15 protein-coding genes are annotated in these 15262 nt (G+C 65.8%); 8 read left to right on the forward strand and 7 right to left on the reverse strand.

The features are described 5' to 3' along the window. From QCE88_RS27645 to QCE88_RS27660, 4 genes are all read left to right on the forward strand, one after another. A partial coding sequence (locus QCE88_RS27645) for a hypothetical protein (RefSeq protein WP_309908064.1) occupies nucleotides 1-238 on the forward strand: 238 nt, incomplete at its 5' end. Between the two features lie 44 nt (nucleotides 239-282). Next, nucleotides 283-540: a hypothetical protein gene (locus QCE88_RS27650; protein ID WP_309908065.1), complete on the forward strand. Its 258-nt coding sequence runs from the start codon at nucleotides 283-285 to the stop codon at nucleotides 538-540. Nucleotides 541-581: 41 nt separating this feature from the next. Continuing rightward, nucleotides 582-839: a hypothetical protein gene (locus tag QCE88_RS27655; RefSeq protein WP_309908066.1), complete on the forward strand. Its 258-nt coding sequence runs from the start codon at nucleotides 582-584 to the stop codon at nucleotides 837-839. A gap of 41 nt (nucleotides 840-880) precedes the next feature. Next, nucleotides 881-1138, forward strand: coding sequence for a hypothetical protein (locus QCE88_RS27660; protein WP_309908067.1), 258 nt, complete (start codon nucleotides 881-883; stop codon nucleotides 1136-1138). 75 nt (nucleotides 1139-1213) lie between these two features. Here QCE88_RS27660 and QCE88_RS27665 read toward each other — a convergent pair whose 3' ends face one another. The 4 genes from QCE88_RS27665 to QCE88_RS27680 all read right to left on the reverse strand — a co-directional run bounded on the left by QCE88_RS27665 (nucleotide 1214) and on the right by QCE88_RS27680 (nucleotide 6073). Beyond that, entirely contained in the window at nucleotides 1214-1585 is a 372-nt protein-coding gene (locus QCE88_RS27665; RefSeq protein WP_309908068.1) for a BON domain-containing protein, read from the reverse strand. A 203-nt stretch (nucleotides 1586-1788) separates the two neighbouring features. Then, nucleotides 1789-3336, reverse strand: a complete 1548-nt coding sequence (locus tag QCE88_RS27670) for a DHA2 family efflux MFS transporter permease subunit (RefSeq protein ID WP_309908069.1) — start codon at nucleotides 3334-3336, stop codon at nucleotides 1789-1791. 25 nt (nucleotides 3337-3361) lie between these two features. Then, complete coding sequence (locus tag QCE88_RS27675) at nucleotides 3362-4537, reverse strand: HlyD family efflux transporter periplasmic adaptor subunit (protein WP_309908070.1); 1176 nt, start codon at nucleotides 4535-4537, stop codon at nucleotides 3362-3364. Nucleotides 4538-4567: 30 nt separating this feature from the next. Beyond that, on the reverse strand, nucleotides 4568-6073 hold the full coding sequence (locus QCE88_RS27680; RefSeq protein ID WP_309908071.1) for an efflux transporter outer membrane subunit: 1506 nt from the start codon (nucleotides 6071-6073) through the stop codon (nucleotides 4568-4570). Between the two features lie 767 nt (nucleotides 6074-6840). On the opposite strand from QCE88_RS27680, the gene QCE88_RS27685 reads away from it, so the two are divergent. Continuing rightward, nucleotides 6841-7116: a hypothetical protein gene (locus QCE88_RS27685; protein WP_309908072.1), complete on the forward strand. Its 276-nt coding sequence runs from the start codon at nucleotides 6841-6843 to the stop codon at nucleotides 7114-7116. A 58-nt stretch (nucleotides 7117-7174) separates the two neighbouring features. Here the strand turns inward: QCE88_RS27685 and QCE88_RS27690 are convergent, their stop codons facing one another. Then, nucleotides 7175-8632, reverse strand: coding sequence for a PLP-dependent aminotransferase family protein (locus QCE88_RS27690; RefSeq protein WP_309908073.1), 1458 nt, complete (start codon nucleotides 8630-8632; stop codon nucleotides 7175-7177). A gap of 87 nt (nucleotides 8633-8719) precedes the next feature. On the opposite strand from QCE88_RS27690, the gene QCE88_RS27695 reads away from it, so the two are divergent. Together QCE88_RS27695 and QCE88_RS27700 are read left to right on the forward strand one after the other, a co-directional pair. Then, a complete protein-coding gene (locus QCE88_RS27695) occupies nucleotides 8720-9349 on the forward strand; it encodes an FMN-binding negative transcriptional regulator (protein WP_309908074.1) in 630 nt (209 codons plus the stop codon). Nucleotides 9350-9534: 185 nt separating this feature from the next. Continuing rightward, nucleotides 9535-10689, forward strand: coding sequence for a porin (locus tag QCE88_RS27700; RefSeq protein WP_309908075.1), 1155 nt, complete (start codon nucleotides 9535-9537; stop codon nucleotides 10687-10689). Between the two features lie 9 nt (nucleotides 10690-10698). Here the strand turns inward: QCE88_RS27700 and QCE88_RS27705 are convergent, their stop codons facing one another. Then, nucleotides 10699-11730, reverse strand: coding sequence for a porin (locus QCE88_RS27705; RefSeq protein ID WP_309908076.1), 1032 nt, complete (start codon nucleotides 11728-11730; stop codon nucleotides 10699-10701). 233 nt (nucleotides 11731-11963) lie between these two features. Between QCE88_RS27705 and QCE88_RS27710 the strand changes: the two genes are divergently transcribed. Beyond that, on the forward strand, nucleotides 11964-13265 hold the full coding sequence (locus QCE88_RS27710; protein WP_309908077.1) for an aspartate aminotransferase family protein: 1302 nt from the start codon (nucleotides 11964-11966) through the stop codon (nucleotides 13263-13265). Between the two features lie 9 nt (nucleotides 13266-13274). Here the strand turns inward: QCE88_RS27710 and QCE88_RS27715 are convergent, their stop codons facing one another. Beyond that, on the reverse strand, nucleotides 13275-15245 hold the full coding sequence (locus tag QCE88_RS27715) for an aconitase family protein (RefSeq protein ID WP_309908078.1): 1971 nt from the start codon (nucleotides 15243-15245) through the stop codon (nucleotides 13275-13277). Nucleotides 15246-15262: the final 17 nt, after the last annotated feature.

Below are 15262 nucleotides of genomic sequence, written 5' to 3' on the forward strand. Positions count from 1 at the left end.
CGCCGTCAGCAAAGAACTCGACCGTGCCGAAATGGGCGCCATCGTCGGCGGCACCATCTTCCAGAACAACGCCATCAACGCCAACCTGCAAGCCGCCGGCGTGTCCTTCGCCAGCCCGCAGACCAACGTCGCGCCGGTCACGCAAGTCGATGCCTCGCAGCATCTCGATCTCGACGTGAAGTCCATCACGAAGTCGGTCGGTGCACTCGGCAGCGCGCTGGGCGGCATCGCGCTCTGATCCAGACCCTTCCCATCCCCATCACGCCATTCAGGAGAACCATCATGTTGAAGATCGACAACCTCGCCGTCAGCAAAGAACTCGACCGTGCCGAAATGGGCGCCATCGTCGGCGGCACCATCTTCCAGAACAACGCCATCAACGCCAACCTGCAAGCCGCCGGTGTGTCCTTCGCCAGCCCGCAGACCAATGTCGCGCCCGTCACGCAAGTCGATGCCTCGCAGCACCTGGACCTCGACGTGAAGTCCATCACGAAGTCGGTCGGTGCACTCGGCAGCGCGCTGGGCGGCATCGCGCTCTGATCCGCACGCCTCCCATCCCTCACGCCATCAGGAGACCCGTCATGTTGAAGATCGACAACCTCGCCGTCCACAAGGACCTCGACCGTGCCGAAATGCGCGCCATCGCCGGCGGTTTCAGCATCATGCAGAACAACGGCATCAATACGAACACCCAGAGCGGCGTCTCGTTTGCCAGCCCGCAGATCAACGTGGCGCCCGTGACCCAGGTCGATGCATCGCAATACACCAAGCTCGATCTGACCAACGTGACGAAGTCGCTCGATTCCCTCGGCAGCCTGCTGCAGGGCGTCAAATTCTGATTCACTCGCTGAACACCCCTCTCATCTCAAGGAGCATCATCATGTTGAAGATCGACAATCTCGCAGTCAGCAAGGAACTGGACCGTGCCGAAATGGGCGCCATCGTCGGCGGCACCGTGTTCCAGAACAACGCCATCAACGCCAACGCGCAAATCGGCGGCGTGTCCTTCGGCAGCGCGCAGACCAACATCGCGCCGGTCACGCAAGTGGATGCATCCACGCACACGGACCTCGACGTGAAGAACATCACGAAGTCGGTCACGGCGGTGGGCAGCCTGATCGGCGGCATGGCGCTGTAAGCCGGGACGTCACGCGGGGAGAAGGAACCAGACGACTGTCTCCTTCTCCCCCTCTTGCTTTACTGCGTCATCGGGTCATTGCCCGCCTTCCTGGATGGTCAGCCCATTCTTCACGGAGCGCACGCCGCTCACTCCTTTGGCAATCGACGTGGCCTGATCGATCTGGGTCGCATCCTGCGCATAGCCCGCCAGCGTGATCGCGCCGTTCTTTGCAATCACGTTCAGCCCGACGACATCCACCCCGCCCTTCTGAAGCGCCTGCGTGACCTTCCTGCTGAGCGCGCGGTTTGCCTGGCGCATCGCCTTCTTCGACGTGCCGGCGCTCGCCGAGGGCGTACCGGACTGACCCGCGGCCGAGCCGGAATCGCTGGTCTGCGACCACGCGCTGACGGATGAAACGAGCACCACTGCCACGCCTGCCAGCCTGAGCATTTGAATCAGTTTCATTGTCGAGCTCCTGTCCTTGAGGCCATGCTTGAGGTCGTGCCCGCGGTCATGTTCGGACACGATGAGAAACGCCGTTTCATCCAGGCGCGCCTCGAACCATTCTAGTCGGCGCCTTGCAGGATGAAAGTCGAACTTGCACGCCTTCTTGCGGCAAAGACCGCTTCGAAAGCGCGCCTTCAGGTCTGATCAAAGCACGCCATGCCTCAGTGCGCGATGACCGTCGTATCGGCCGATTTGTCCGGCTTCGTGATCCAGATCAGCGGAATGATCGCAATCATGACGATGGCCGCGCCATAAAACACGTCGTCGAGGCCGAGCATCGCCGCCTGCGTCTGCACCGTGTTCTGGAACAGCGTGTACGACGCGCCCTGGCCCAGGCCGAGCAGCGAGTGATAGGCCTGCATCTGCGCGCTGAAAAGCGGGTTGTTCGGGCTGGACTGCTGGGTCAGGATGGCGTGATGCAGGATCGTGCGGTCGTTCCACACGACACTCGCCAGCGACGTGCCGATGCCGCCGCCCAGCGTGCGTGCGAAGGTGGAGAGGCCGGCTGCGGCCGGCACTTTTTCAGGCGGCTGCCCGGACAGGATGATGATCGTCAGCGGCGCGAAGAACAGCGCCATCGGAATGCCCTGCAGCAGCGTGGGCAGCACGATGTAGTCCTCGCTCAACTGGACATAGAAGAACGAGCGCATGTAGTACACGATCGCGAAGCCGATGAACGCAAACGTGCCGACCACGCGCGCGTCCGACCCCGGCAACAAGCGCCCCAGCAGCGGCGTGCCGATCACCGCGAAGATGCCGAGCGGCGCGGTGGCAAGGCCGGCATCCACCGCGCGATAGCCGAGATAGTCCTGCATCCACTGCGGCAGCAGGACGAGCGTGCCGAAGAAGATCGCATAGGCAATGGAGATCGAAATGGTGCCGCCGAGGAAGTTGCGCTGCCTGAAGAGCGTCAGGTCGACGATCGGGTTGCTGTCGGTCAGCTCCCAGACCACGAACAACGAGAAGCCCACCACCGCGCAGATGCACAGCACGACGATCGTGCCCGACGAGAACCAGTCCAGGTCCTGCCCCTTGTCGAGCATCACTTGCAGGGACGCGACCCACAGGATCAGCAGCCCGAGTCCGACCACGTCCACGGGCAGCTTGTGGACCGGCGTGTCGCGGCGGCGGTAGATCATCCATACCGTCGCGGCCGCGAACAGGCCGACCGGCACGTTGATGAAGAAGATCCACGACCAGCTGAAGCTGTCCGTCACCCAGCCGCCCAGCGCGGGGCCGACGATCGGTCCGGTCACGACCACCATCGAGAACAGCGCGAGCGCGAACGACGACTTCGCCCTCGGCCACGAACTGAGCAGCAGCGCCTGCGACATCGGGATCAACGGCCCGGCGACCGCGCCTTGCAGCACGCGCGCGAGCAGCAGCACCGGGAAGGTCGGCGCCATGCCGCACAGCCACGACGCCAGCGTGAACAGCAGGATCGCGGTGACGAACAGGCGCACTTGTCCGACCCGCGCCGTGAGCCAGCCGGTCAGCGGAATCGAGATGGCGTTGGCCGCGGAAAACACCGTGATGACCCAGGTGCCCTGGTCGCCCGAGACGCCGAGGTTGCCCGAGATGGTCGGAATGGCGACGTTGGCGATCGACGAATCGAGCACCGTCATGAAGCCGGCGAGGCCCACGCTGAATGAGCCGAGCGCGAGCGCCGCGCCCGTCAGCGGAGGAAGTTCCGTGGAGTCCTTGGACATGGGATCGTCGAAGCTCGGGCGGGGATTATTTGTTGTGCGCGACGATGCGCGCGATCGAGGCTTCGGCCTCGTCGCCGTCGCGGGCGAAGACGTCGGTCCGGTCTGCGGCGCCGACGGCCGCGAGGACCGGCATCGTCGACACTTGCGCGCCCGACGTGTTCTTCACGTCGACGTCCACGTTCATCGACAGCCCGACGCGCAACGGGTGCTTGCGCAACTCCTCGGCCGGAATGCCGACGCGCACTGCCAGGCGCTGCACGATCTTGATCCAGTTGCCGGTCGCGTTCTGCGCGGGCAGCAGCGCGAGCGCCGAGCCGGTGCCGGGCGTGACGCCCACCACCTTGCCGTGATAGACGACCGAATCGCCGTAGACATCGGCGGTCAGCGCCACCGCCTGTCCGATGCGGATGTGGCGCAGCTGCCCTTCCTTGAAGTTGGCGTCGACCCAGACCTGATCCAGCGGCACGAGCGACATCAGCGGCATGCCGGGCGAGACGCGCTGCCCGACCTGCACCGACCGTTGCGCGACATAGCCGGTCACCGGCGCGGGCAAGGTGGTGCGCGCATAGCCGAGCCAGGCGTCGCGCACGCGCGTGGCGCTCGACAGCACGTCGGGATGATCGGCAATGGTCGTGTTGGCCGTCAGCGCGAGATTGGCGTTCAACTGTTGCCGGGAGGCGTCCAGCGCCGCCTGGGCGGACGCGACGGCGTCGCGCGCATGCGAGACATCTTCCTGCGAGACGGCGCCGCTCGTGCCGGTGGCGAGGCGCCGCCGCAGATCGGCCTGCGCCCGCGCGAGATCCGAACGGCGTTGCTCGATCTGGGCGCGATACAGGTCGTCGTCCACGTACAGGCCGCGAGTCCGGCGCACCGTCTGCCCGAGACTGGCCTCCGCCTGTGCCAGCGCGATGCGCGCATCGGCCGGATCGATCTGCACGACCGTGTCGCCGACGCTCACGAGCTGGGTGTCGTCCGCATTGACCGCGATCACCGTGCCCGAGGTCTGCGGCGTGATCTGCACGATGTTGCCGTCCACATACGCATCGTCCGTCTCGACGTGATAACGCGCGACCAGCAGGTAGTAGACGCCCCAGCCGATGCCCGCCAGCACGGCCACGGCAAGGATCAGCATCAGCAGCCATGTGCGGCGTGCGGCTTTGACGGGCGGCCCGGCGGGCGCCGGTGACGCGGGAGAATTCATCGATAGCTCCGGCAAGACTTGAAAATGCGGTTATTCCTGGCTGGGCCGCGTGGCAGGAATGGGCGTGGTGGTCGCGATGGGTGCGGCGAGGGCGATGGCGGAACCGTCGAAGCCGCCGCCCAGCGCCCGGATCAGCCCGATCTGCATGCTGCGGCGGCTCATCTCCAGCGTGGCCACCGTGGTGGCGGCGGCGAGCCGGTTGTCGTCGGCGTTCAGCAGCTCCAACTGCGCGATCAGTCCCGCCCGGTAGCGCACCAGCGCGAGCTCGAAGGCCTTCGTCCGCGCCGTCAGCGCACGGCGCGCCTCCACCAGTTGCGAGTCCGCCGAACGGATCTGCGCGACCTGGGTCGCCACCTCCGACAGCGCATTGATGAGCGTCTGGTTATAGGACGCGACGTCATAGTCGAAGTCCGCATAGCGGCCCTTCAACTGCGCGCGCAAGGCGCCGGCGTCGAAGATCGGCAGATGGATGGCGGGGGCAAACTGTATGGCGCCGCTCTGGGCGGTCAGGAATTGCCCCCAGCCGAAGGCGTCGAGTCCGGCCACTGCGGACAAGTTGATGTCCGGGAAGAACTCGGCCTTCGCTTCCTTCACGTTCTGCATGTCGGCATCGACTTGCCAGTACGCGGCGACGATGTCAGGACGGCGCGACAGCAGGTCGGCCGGCAGATTGTCGGGCAGCGTGATCGGTTCGCCCGTTTCCAGCGACGGCCGCGCGATGCGCAAGCCGCGATCCGGGCCCGCGCCGAGCAACGCGGCAAGCTGATAGCGGGTCGCGACGATCTGGCCGTCGAGACTCCGGACGTTGGTGCGGGTGGTCGCCGTTTCGCCCTCGGAGGTCTGCCGCTCGACGTCGGTATCGAGTCCCGCCTTCACGCGCCGGTCCGTGATGCGGCCAATGTCCTTGCGGTTCTGCACCTCGCTGGCCTGGATGTCGTACAGCGCATACAGGCGCGCCAGGTCGTTATAGGTGCTCGCCACCGATGCCGCGAGCGTGATGCGCGCCAGTTGCGCCTCGGCGTCCGCCACTTTCTTCTGCGACACGGCCTGGTGAAGGCGGTCGCGATTCTTGCCCCACAGATCGAGATCCCACGACGCGCTCAACAGCGCCGTGTTCTCGCTTTGCCAGGTGCCGCCATAGGGCGGCGGATAGAAGGAGTTCAGCGTGTAGCGTTGCCGGTTCCATTCATAGCTGCCGCTCACGTTCGGCGGCAGTCCGGCGCGCGCGCCGCCGACCATCGACACCGCCTTGTCGATGCGGCTGCGCGCCTGCTCGATCGTCGGGGCGTCCTTCAGTGCTTCGTCGATCAACTGGGGCAGTTGCGGATCGCCGAACTGCGTGGCCCAGTCCATCGCGGGCCATGCGCCGCGCCCGGCGGGCAGGCTCGCGGCGGTGTCGTAATGGGCGGCCGGCGCGATCTGTTTGTCGCTGCCGATGCCCGCGTAGTTGACGCAGCCGGCCAGGCTCAGCGCCGCGACAGATGTGGACCACGTCGACAGGCGCCGTCGTCCCTGTTTTCTGAGCAAGCCGTTCATGTGTCCAACTCGATTGCGCGTGACCGCTTCCTGAAGAACAAGGACATGGGCGCGAAGATTCCTTCGGAGGGAGGTAACGAGCGGGTCGCGCGGCACGGATGCTTGCCCCGTCCGTCAGACGGCGGCCGCGATGCCATGACGGCGTCTCTGCAACGGCAACACCTGGATTGCCGCGCGATGCCCGCGGGCGGTGTCGACGACGCAATCCGCGTAGTCATCGAAGGTCGTCTGTCTCAGGCCAGGGCCTTTCTGCGATGTTCCGGCGAACGCCAACATCGATAACATCGATCCCGCTACGAGGATCGAAACCGTTATCGCCACTGCTCGATTCATGACAGCCACTGTTGAAGAGGTTGAGGGTCGATGGCGCCCTTGCTTCGACTCGACCCCTTCGGATATCGAAGTGTTGAACGAAGCGTCTGGACGGATCGAAGCATAGTCCGGGCATGTCGGCCGGACTAGAGCGCGGCGGCTGAATCGCCGGTTCGATGTCATCGAACGACTGGGCGGGAGCCCATCGCGCGATCGTTGGTCGGCTGCCGACACATGGCGCCCTACAGTTTCCTCAGCCCCGACATCCCGAAGCGAGCGCATGCCCGCCGGACCGCCCTTTCAGCCCGGATCAAACCTCGCTCAGGCTTGCGGCACAGTGCTTTGATGGATTTTTTTACTGCACGCATGCTGACCTGGCACACCTCTCGCATAAGTAGGTGCGAGCGCAACGATTGATGCTCAACCAACCCACCGAACCACCCAGGAGACTCATCATGCTGAAGATCGACAACCTCGCCGCGACCAAAGACCTCGACCGTGCCGAAATGGGCGCCATCGTCGGCGGCACCATTTTCCAGAGCGGCACTATCTTCCAGAACAACGGCATCAACGCCAACGCGCAGGTCGGCGGCGTGTCGTTCGCGAGCCCGCAGACCAACGTCGCTCCCGTCACGCAAGTCGATGCCTCGACCCACACCGACGTCGATCTGACCAGCGTCACGAAGCAGCTCACCGCCGTGGGCAGCGCGCTGGGCGGCATGAAGCTGTAAGCATCGCCGGGCAGCACACGAGGAGAAGGCGCGCACGCGTCCTTCTCCTTTTTGCTATTCAACTCTCGAACGCCTTCACGACGCGCCCCAGCGTCGCGATGCCCCGGCGGATCTCATCAACGGTCAGGCTGGCATAGCCGAGCATCAGCCCCGCGACACGGACCGATGCCGAACGACGCGCACTCGCGAACAGCGGCGACACCGCATAAACGCCGATACCTGCTTCATGCGCCGCAGCGATCAGCGCGGGCTCGTCGGCGGGCCGCAGGGACGGCAGCCACAGCAGCACATGCAGGCCCGCCGCCGTGCCCGCCACGCGCGCATCCGCGGGCAAGGACGCGGCAATGGCGTCCAGCAGCGCGGCGCGCCGCCGCTCGTACTCTCGACGCATGCGGCGCACATGCCGCTCGTACGCACCGCTTTCGATCAACGACGCCAGCACGCGCTGTTCGAGCACCGGCGCATGGCGGTCGCTCAGACGCTTGGCCTGACGGAACACCTGCACCAGCGCTTCCGGCAGCACCAGATAGCCGAGCCGCAGATGCGGCGACAACGCCTTCGAGAACGTGCCGATGTAGATCACGCGGCCGCTCGCATCGATGGACTGGAGTGCATCGATCGGACGCTGGCCGTAGCGGAATTCGCCGTCATAGTCGTCTTCGATCACCCACGCTTCGTGGACCTGCGCCCATTGCAGCAAGCCGAGACGCCGCCCCACCGGCAACACCCCGCCGAGAGGAAACTGATGCGACGGCGTCACGTAGACCAGCCGCGCGCCGCCCTTGGGCAAGCGGCGCGTGTCGAGGCCGGCGTCATCGACGGGCACTGGCACGAGCCGCCCGCCGGCCGCTTCGAAACTATGGCGCGCGATCAGATAGCCGGGATCCTCGAAGGCGAAGGCATCGCCGGGATCGAGCAGCAGCCGCGCGCACAAGTCGATGCCCTGCTGCGCGCCGCTCACGATCAGGATGCGTTCGGCGTCGCAGATCAATCCGCGCGCGCGCCGCAGATAGGTCTGCAACGCGCGGCGCAGCGCGGCGTCGCCTTCGGGCGGCACGTAGTAGAGACTGTCCTGCTGACGCAGCAACTCGGCTTGCCACGCGCGCCGCCAGAGCTGCGCCGGAAATTCGCGCGCAGCCACAGCGCCATACAGGAAGTGAATGCCGCCCGGCGCGGGAAGCGGCAGCGGCGGCGTCGCGATGCCGGCCACGCGCCGCCCGAAATCCGACAACACCGGTGGCCGGGCCGACGCACGCGGCACCCCCGCCACGGGCGGCGCAACGGGCGGACTCGCCACCCGCGCCGCGCGTCCCGCCGACGTGAGCACGAAGCCTTCCGCCGCGAGCTGCTCGTAGACGGCGGTCACCGTGGTGCGCGAGACCGCCAGGTCCGCCGCCAGCGCGCGGGTCGACGGCAGGCGGGCGCCGGCGGGCAGCGTGCCGTCGGCCATCTGGGCGCGCAGCATGTCGTAGATGCGCCGGCTGGTTCCGGCGCCCGGTTCACCAAACTGGCCCATGTGAATTGACTCAAACTGGATCTTCTCATTGTGCCTGTTTCACGCGAGAGTGTCGTCTTCCGCATCTGCCCCGTTCGAGGACCTACGATGTACATTCCGCCGCACTTCGCCGTCACGCGTCCCGACGAACTGCATCGCATCATTCGCGCGCATCCGCTCGGCACGCTCGTCACGCATGACGCGGCCGGGCTGGATGCGAACCACATTCCCTTCGAGTTCGATCCGGACATCGGCACGCACGGACTGCTGACGGCGCACGTCGCGCGCGCCAACGACATCTGGCAGCGCTGCCTCACCGGCACGCCGGTCATGGTCGTCTTCCGGGGCGCGCAGGCGTACATCTCGCCGAACTGGTATCCGAGCAAGCACGAGGCACACAAGCAGGTGCCGACGTGGAACTACGAAGTCGTTCATGCGCACGGCACGCTCACCATTCGCGACGACGAACGCTTCCTGCGCGGCATCGTGGCGCGGCTGACGCGTCATCACGAAGCGAACGAACCCGCCCCGTGGAAGATGGGCGACGCGCCGGCCGATTTCATCGAGGGCATGCTGCGTAACATCGTCGGGATCGAGATTGCGCTGACCTCGCTGGTGGGCAAGTCCAAGCTCAGTCAGAACAAGGAAGCGCGCGACCGCCAGGGCGCCGCCGACGCACTCGCCGCGCGCGACCACGACGAACTCGCCGAACAGATGCGCCGCGCCGGTCAGGCTTGAGTCGCACCGGCGCGTTGTCAGTTTGCAGGAACATGCAGGATCGAACGGGACCGCGCGGGGTGTGGCGTCGCACGTGCATGCTTGTATCGAACAGCCTGGCGCGGCGGAAAATGAGCGAATGACGCACGTGAACGCATGCCTTCATGCGTTCGAGGTCCAGGCACGCGATCGCACCGACCGATGCCATGCTGACCCGAGCCGTCCCTGCCCTCGCGTTGAGTTTCGCCGGCGGCGTCGCGCAGGCGCAGGCGCAGGGCAGCGTCACGGTGTACGGCGTGCTGGATACCGGCATCACCTATGCGAACCACGTGGCGTCAGCGAGCGGCAGCAGCGCGCTGCTGCGTCATGGCGATGGCGTCGCGCAGGGCAACCGCCTCGGGCTGCGCGGCACGGAAACGCTCGCCGATAAGCTCGATGTGGTCTTCACGCTCGAAGAAGGCTTCAGCACCGGCGACGGCACGCTCGGGCAGGGCGGCGCCGAATTCGGCCGGCAGGCGTGGGCGGGACTGGAGCGGCATGGCGTCGGTTCGGTCACGCTGGGGCGCCAGTACTCGCTGTCGCGCGACATCCTGCACGACTACGCGATGGGCCATCTGACCTCCGCCGGCAACTACGCGTATCACATCAACGATCTCGATCAGCTGAACCTGAGCCGCATCAACAACGCCGTGCGCTTCACCAGCGACGACTTCGGCGGCTTCTTGTTCGGCGCGCTCTACGGCTTCTCGAATGAAGCGGGCGCCTTTGCAGGTGTGCCCGCCCCCGGCTCTTCAAGAACGATAAGCTTCGGCGCGAAATACGCAGCGGGGCCGTTTTCGATCGGCACCGCATTCACCGATATCCGCTTTCCCGGCAGCGCACTGCCGGCGTTTCCGTCGGCGGTCGCCAATATCGAACTGGGGACGCTAAGCCGCCTGCGGACCGTGGGCGTCGGCACGAGCTACAACACAGGCAGCGCGAGGCTGTGGGGCCTGTGGACCCATACGCAACTCACACCGGTCGCCGCGCGCAGTGCGACCCTGAACGATGTCGAGATCGGCGGCCGCTATCGCTTCGACACGGCGCTCAGTGCGGGCATTGGATACACGTTCTCGAAACTGAGCGGCCTGTACGGCGGCAAGTGGCATCAGGTGAACAGCGTCGTGGATTACACGCTGTCGAAGCGCACTGACGTCTATCTGCTCGCTGTGTATCAGAAAGCGTCCGGCAGCAACGAGATCGACGGACATGAGGTGCCCGTGCAGGCGCAGATCGGTTCGAGCACGAGTTTCATCGGCACATCCGGCGCGGGGGCGAGTTCGCAAGCGGCCTTGCGGATCGGCCTGCTGCATCGCTTTTGAGTCCGTGTGTCAGAAGCGCTCGATCATGCCCAGCTGCACGCCGCGTATCGGCGCGCCGGGATAAGCGGCCGGCAAGCCAACCACGTTCACGCCGCGCAACGTGAACGTCGCGTCGCTTCGATTGCGCAGCAACGCGCCGCTTGCATAGAGCAGCAACGCCGGCGACACATCGTATTCGCACGCGACGCTGAACTGGTCCGCATCGTTGTCGCCGCCCGAGCGGTCGCGCGCGAACGCATAGCCCAACGATGCACGCAGGCGTGGTGAAAACGCATAGCGCATCGACACCGATACGCCGTCGTCGTGGTAGCGCGGCGTGCCGCCGTCGCCGTTGAAGTACGCGACGAAGGCCGTCGCATGGCCGAAGCGATACGACACGCCGCCGAGATTCGAGCGCAACGCGCCGCTATCGTTGGTCTGCTGATGCGCATACGAGACCCGGAACGGGCCGTTGCGATACGCAAAGGTTTCATACGAGCCGCCGAGGCCATTGCCATCGCCGGCGTCGCGCAATGCGAGCATCAGTGTGGTCGTGAAGCCGTGGATGTCGGGCGAAAGATAAGCAATGCCGTTGTCCGTATAGGGCGTGATCTTCGACAGGTTATTGAGCCCCGACGCAATCGTGCCCGCGCCGAACGCGTCGAGCCCGCCCTTGAACGGAATGTAGATCGGCGAATACTGGCGGCCCATGCGCAGTTCGCCCCACGGCGCGCCGACACCGATCCAGGCCTGCCGGTTGAAGATTGTGTTGGCGGTGGCGAAGGTGCCATCGGCCGAGCTGAAGCCGCTTTCCAGATCAAACAGCAGGCGCGTGTCGCCGCTGAGCGCTTCCGAGCCGCGCACGCCAAAGCGCGAACCGCGATACGCGCCCGAATCCATGCGCGGCGTCCAAGAGGAACCGGGATCGGTGACTTCGATACTGGTGTCGATCACGCCGTAGAGCGTGACGCTGCTCTGTGCGTGCACCGCGCCACAGATGAGCGCGGTGGCGAGTGAGAGAAAGGAATGTCGGATTGCGCGGGCGGTTCGGTTCGGCACCATCGATGAAGTATTGTTATTCGATTGAAAGCGCGAATGAAAGCGCCCGCATGCATGACGGCCAGGCGCGCCGCCCGCCATCATAACCGTGGCAGAAACAATCCGTGCCTTGATGCAAAAACCAGCAACAGGTATTAGCCCCCTTTCTGGCTCACATTAGAACTATTCGATTCTCCGTCGCCGCGCGGCCCACTAGACTGCAGGTTCCCTCCTCTCATTCCGTCCGGAGACGCACCGTGTCCCTGAACCAAGACGCACGCTTTTGGCGCAACGCCCAAGACCATCTGATCCGCTACGGCGCCACCTTCCAGCCGATGATCATCGAGCGCGCACAAGGCAGCTTCGTCTATGACGCCGATGGCCGCGCCATCCTGGACTTCACCTCGGGACAGATGAGTTCGGTGCTGGGTCACAGCCATCCGGAGATCGTGTCGGTCATCAACGAATACGCGGGCAAGCTGGACCATCTGTTCAGCGGCATGCTGTCGCGGCCGGTCGTCGATCTCGCGACGCGACTCGCCGAAGTCGCGCCCGGCGCGCTCGACCGCGCGCTGCTGCTGAGCACCGGCGCCGAATCCAACGAGGCAGCCATCCGCATGGCAAAGCTCGTGACCGGCGGCTATGAAGTGGTCGGCTTCGCGCAGTCATGGCACGGCATGACCGGACACGCGGCGTCCGCCACGTACAGCGCGGGCCGCAAGGGCGTGGGACCGGCGGCCGTGGGCTCGTTCGCGATTCCCGCGCCGTTCACCTACCGGCCGCAATTCGAGCGCAACGGCCATTACGATTACCTCGCCGAACTCGACTACGCGTTCGACCTGATCGACCGTCAGTCGAGCGGCAATCTCGCCGCCTTCATCGCGGAACCCATCCTGAGTTCGGGCGGCATCATCGAGCTTCCCGAAGGCTATATGGCGGCGCTCAAGCGCAAGTGCGAGGAGCGCGGCATGCTGCTGATCCTCGATGAGGCGCAGACCGGCGTCGGCCGCACCGGCACGATGTTCGCCTGCGAGCGCGACGGCGTCACGCCCGACATCCTCACGCTCTCGAAGACGCTCGGTGCGGGCCTGCCGCTCGCGGCCGTGATGACCACCGCCGAGATCGAGGAACGCGCGCACGAACGCGGTTATCTGTTCTATACGACGCACGTCTCCGATCCGCTGCCGGCCGCAGTCGGCTTGCGCGTGCTCGATGTGGTCGAGAACGAAGGACTGGTCGCGCGCGCGGGCAAGATGAGCGAACGGCTCCGAGGCGGCCTGCTGGATCTGATGGAGCGTTTCGACTGCATCGGCGACGTGCGCGGGCGCGGCTTGCTGCTCGGCGTGGAAATCGTCAAGGACCGGCGCACCAAGGAACCCGCCGATGGCCTCGGCGCGAAGATCACGCGTGCCTGCATGGAACTGGGCCTCAGCATGAACATCGTGCAGTTGCCGGGCATGGGCGGCGTGTTCCGCATTGCGCCGCCGCTGACCGTCAGCGAGGAAGAGATCGACCTCGGTCTCGACCTGCTCGGCCAGGCGATTCAACGCTCGCTCTGAGCGTGGCCTTCAGGCGGCGTCCGCGTCGAAGCGGCTGCGCAATTCCGCAAACGACATCACGCTGCCTGCCAGCGCGCTGGCCGCGACCGTCGGCGGGCTCGCAAGCCACACCTTCCCCGGACCCGAGCGGCCCGGGAAGTTGCGGTTGATCGCGCTGATCGTCACTTGCGCGGACTCCGTCGACGAACCCGGACCGCAGTTCGCGCACGCTCCGCACGCGGGCTGAAGCAGGATCGCGCCGACTTGCTCGAACGCCTTCACATAGCCTTGCGCGATGCAGTAGTCGCGCACGTCCTGCGTGCCGAATTGCAGATACAGCCTGACGTGCTCCGGCACGCGCAATCCGCGCGCCGCCGCCCAGGCGAGCACCGCGTGATAGTGATCGAAGTCCTCGCGCTTGCCTGCCGTGCACGAGCCGCCATAGGCGATATCGATCCGCGGCCGTTCGTCGAGCGCCGCCAGCGCGACGCCATTGCCGGGATCGCCGGGTGCGGCGAGCATCGGCGTGAGCTGCGCGCAGTCGATCTCGATGCGGCCCGCGTAGTGCGCGTGTGCGTCGCTGTGCATCCACGGTTCGATGACGAACGCGATGCCGCGCCGCTCCTTGAGAAAGCGCACCGTCTCCTCGTCCGGCGCGACGATGCCCGTGAAGCCGCCCAGTTCGGCGGTCATGTTGGTGAGCGTGGTGCGCTCGTCGGTGGACAGGGCCGCGATGGCCGTACCAGTGAATTCGAACACCTTGCCCACGCCCGCGCCGGAGCGGATCGCCGGGTCCGCGAGCAGATGCAGCACGATATCCTTCGCGGTCACGCCGGCGGGCACCGGTCCGCGCAGTTCGATACGCAGCGATTCCGGCACCGTCATGCGCACCGCGCCCGTGACGAAGGCGTTCGCCATGTCCGTCGTGCCGACGCCGAACGCGACGCAGCCCAGCGCACCGCTGTGCGGCGTATGCGAATCCGTGCCGGCGACGACCTGTCCCGGCAGCGCGTAGCGTTCCGCCATCATTGCGTGCGAGATGCCTTCGGAGCCTTCTTCGCGTTCGCTTGCGTTTTCGTTCAGATAGCCGTGATTGCGCACGCCGTAGTCGCGCGCAAACGCACGATGCGCCGCCGACAGTTCGCGCACGTCCGGCAGCAAGCCGTTCTGCACATGCAGTTCGCTGCGATGCGAATACGACAGATGATCCTCGAACGCGAGCATGCTGTTCGCGTCGTGCAGCGCGAGCGGCCGGCCAAAGGTCGCATGCAGCATGTGCGCGGCCATGCCGGTGTAGTACTCGTGGATGAAGCGCCAGTCCGCGCGCACGAAGATGCCGCTGCCCGCTTCGATCGATGCATTCGTGACGTCCGTGGTCAACGCGTGGCGCGCGAGGATCTTCTCGACGAGCGTGCGCGGCGCGGCATCGTTGGAAGGTACGCCGATGCTCACGTTGCGCATATGCGCCTGGCCGTATCGCAACAGGCCGCCGCTGCGCAGAATCGCGGCTGCGAGCGGATCGCGCCCGTCGACCAGTTCGTCGATCCCGATCGCCTCGCCCCGGCGAATGCGCTCGATCAGCCCGAAGTCGGTCGAGGTAAACAGACCGAGATTGTCCGCGTTCTGCCGATAGATGCGCTCGAAGCTGCGCGCGATCACGAGCCGGATGCCCGCATGGTATTCCGCCAGCGGACTGTGTTCCCGCGATGAACCCTTGCCATAGCGGTTGCCGGCCACCGTCACCTGAAAGCCGCCCGTGCGCACCGCATCGCGACCCAGCGGACGTCGCCCGTCCACATGGAAACCGACATACGGACACTGGCCGAGCCGTTCGTCGAAACGCGTCAGCACGCTGATGGGCGTGATCTCGTCGGTGGAGACATCGTCGCGCAACGGAGCCGCCGCTTCCGCCGACAAGTCTTCGCCCGCCAGTTGGCGTTCGACTTTCTCCGCGTCCGCGCTCAGAAACAGAATCCGCCCGTTCAATTGCAGTGTGGCCATCGCATTCTCCCTGCCTG

Origin of the sequence: Caballeronia sp. LZ035 (genome assembly GCF_031451175.1) — a bacterium.
Taxonomy (GTDB): Bacteria; Pseudomonadota; Gammaproteobacteria; order Burkholderiales; family Burkholderiaceae; genus Caballeronia.

Excerpts from the sequence above, each read along its gene's own strand:
- QCE88_RS27650 (WP_309908065.1), top strand. The coding sequence starts at position 283 with ATGTTGAAGATCGACAACCTCGCCGTCAGCAAAGAACTCGACCGTGCC.
- QCE88_RS27655 (WP_309908066.1), top strand. The coding sequence starts at position 582 with ATGTTGAAGATCGACAACCTCGCCGTCCACAAGGACCTCGACCGTGCC.
- QCE88_RS27660 (WP_309908067.1), top strand. The coding sequence starts at position 881 with ATGTTGAAGATCGACAATCTCGCAGTCAGCAAGGAACTGGACCGTGCC.
- QCE88_RS27665 (WP_309908068.1), bottom strand. The coding sequence starts at position 1,585 with ATGAAACTGATTCAAATGCTCAGGCTGGCAGGCGTGGCAGTGGTGCTC.
- QCE88_RS27670 (WP_309908069.1), bottom strand. The coding sequence starts at position 3,336 with ATGTCCAAGGACTCCACGGAACTTCCTCCGCTGACGGGCGCGGCGCTC.
- QCE88_RS27675 (WP_309908070.1), bottom strand. The coding sequence starts at position 4,537 with ATGAATTCTCCCGCGTCACCGGCGCCCGCCGGGCCGCCCGTCAAAGCC.
- QCE88_RS27680 (WP_309908071.1), bottom strand. The coding sequence starts at position 6,073 with ATGAACGGCTTGCTCAGAAAACAGGGACGACGGCGCCTGTCGACGTGG.
- QCE88_RS27685 (WP_309908072.1), top strand. The coding sequence starts at position 6,841 with ATGCTGAAGATCGACAACCTCGCCGCGACCAAAGACCTCGACCGTGCC.
- QCE88_RS27690 (WP_309908073.1), bottom strand. The coding sequence starts at position 8,632 with ATGGGCCAGTTTGGTGAACCGGGCGCCGGAACCAGCCGGCGCATCTAC.
- QCE88_RS27695 (WP_309908074.1), top strand. The coding sequence starts at position 8,720 with ATGTACATTCCGCCGCACTTCGCCGTCACGCGTCCCGACGAACTGCAT.
- QCE88_RS27700 (WP_309908075.1), top strand. The coding sequence starts at position 9,535 with ATGCTGACCCGAGCCGTCCCTGCCCTCGCGTTGAGTTTCGCCGGCGGC.
- QCE88_RS27705 (WP_309908076.1), bottom strand. The coding sequence starts at position 11,730 with ATGGTGCCGAACCGAACCGCCCGCGCAATCCGACATTCCTTTCTCTCA.
- QCE88_RS27715 (WP_309908078.1), bottom strand. The coding sequence starts at position 15,245 with ATGGCCACACTGCAATTGAACGGGCGGATTCTGTTTCTGAGCGCGGAC.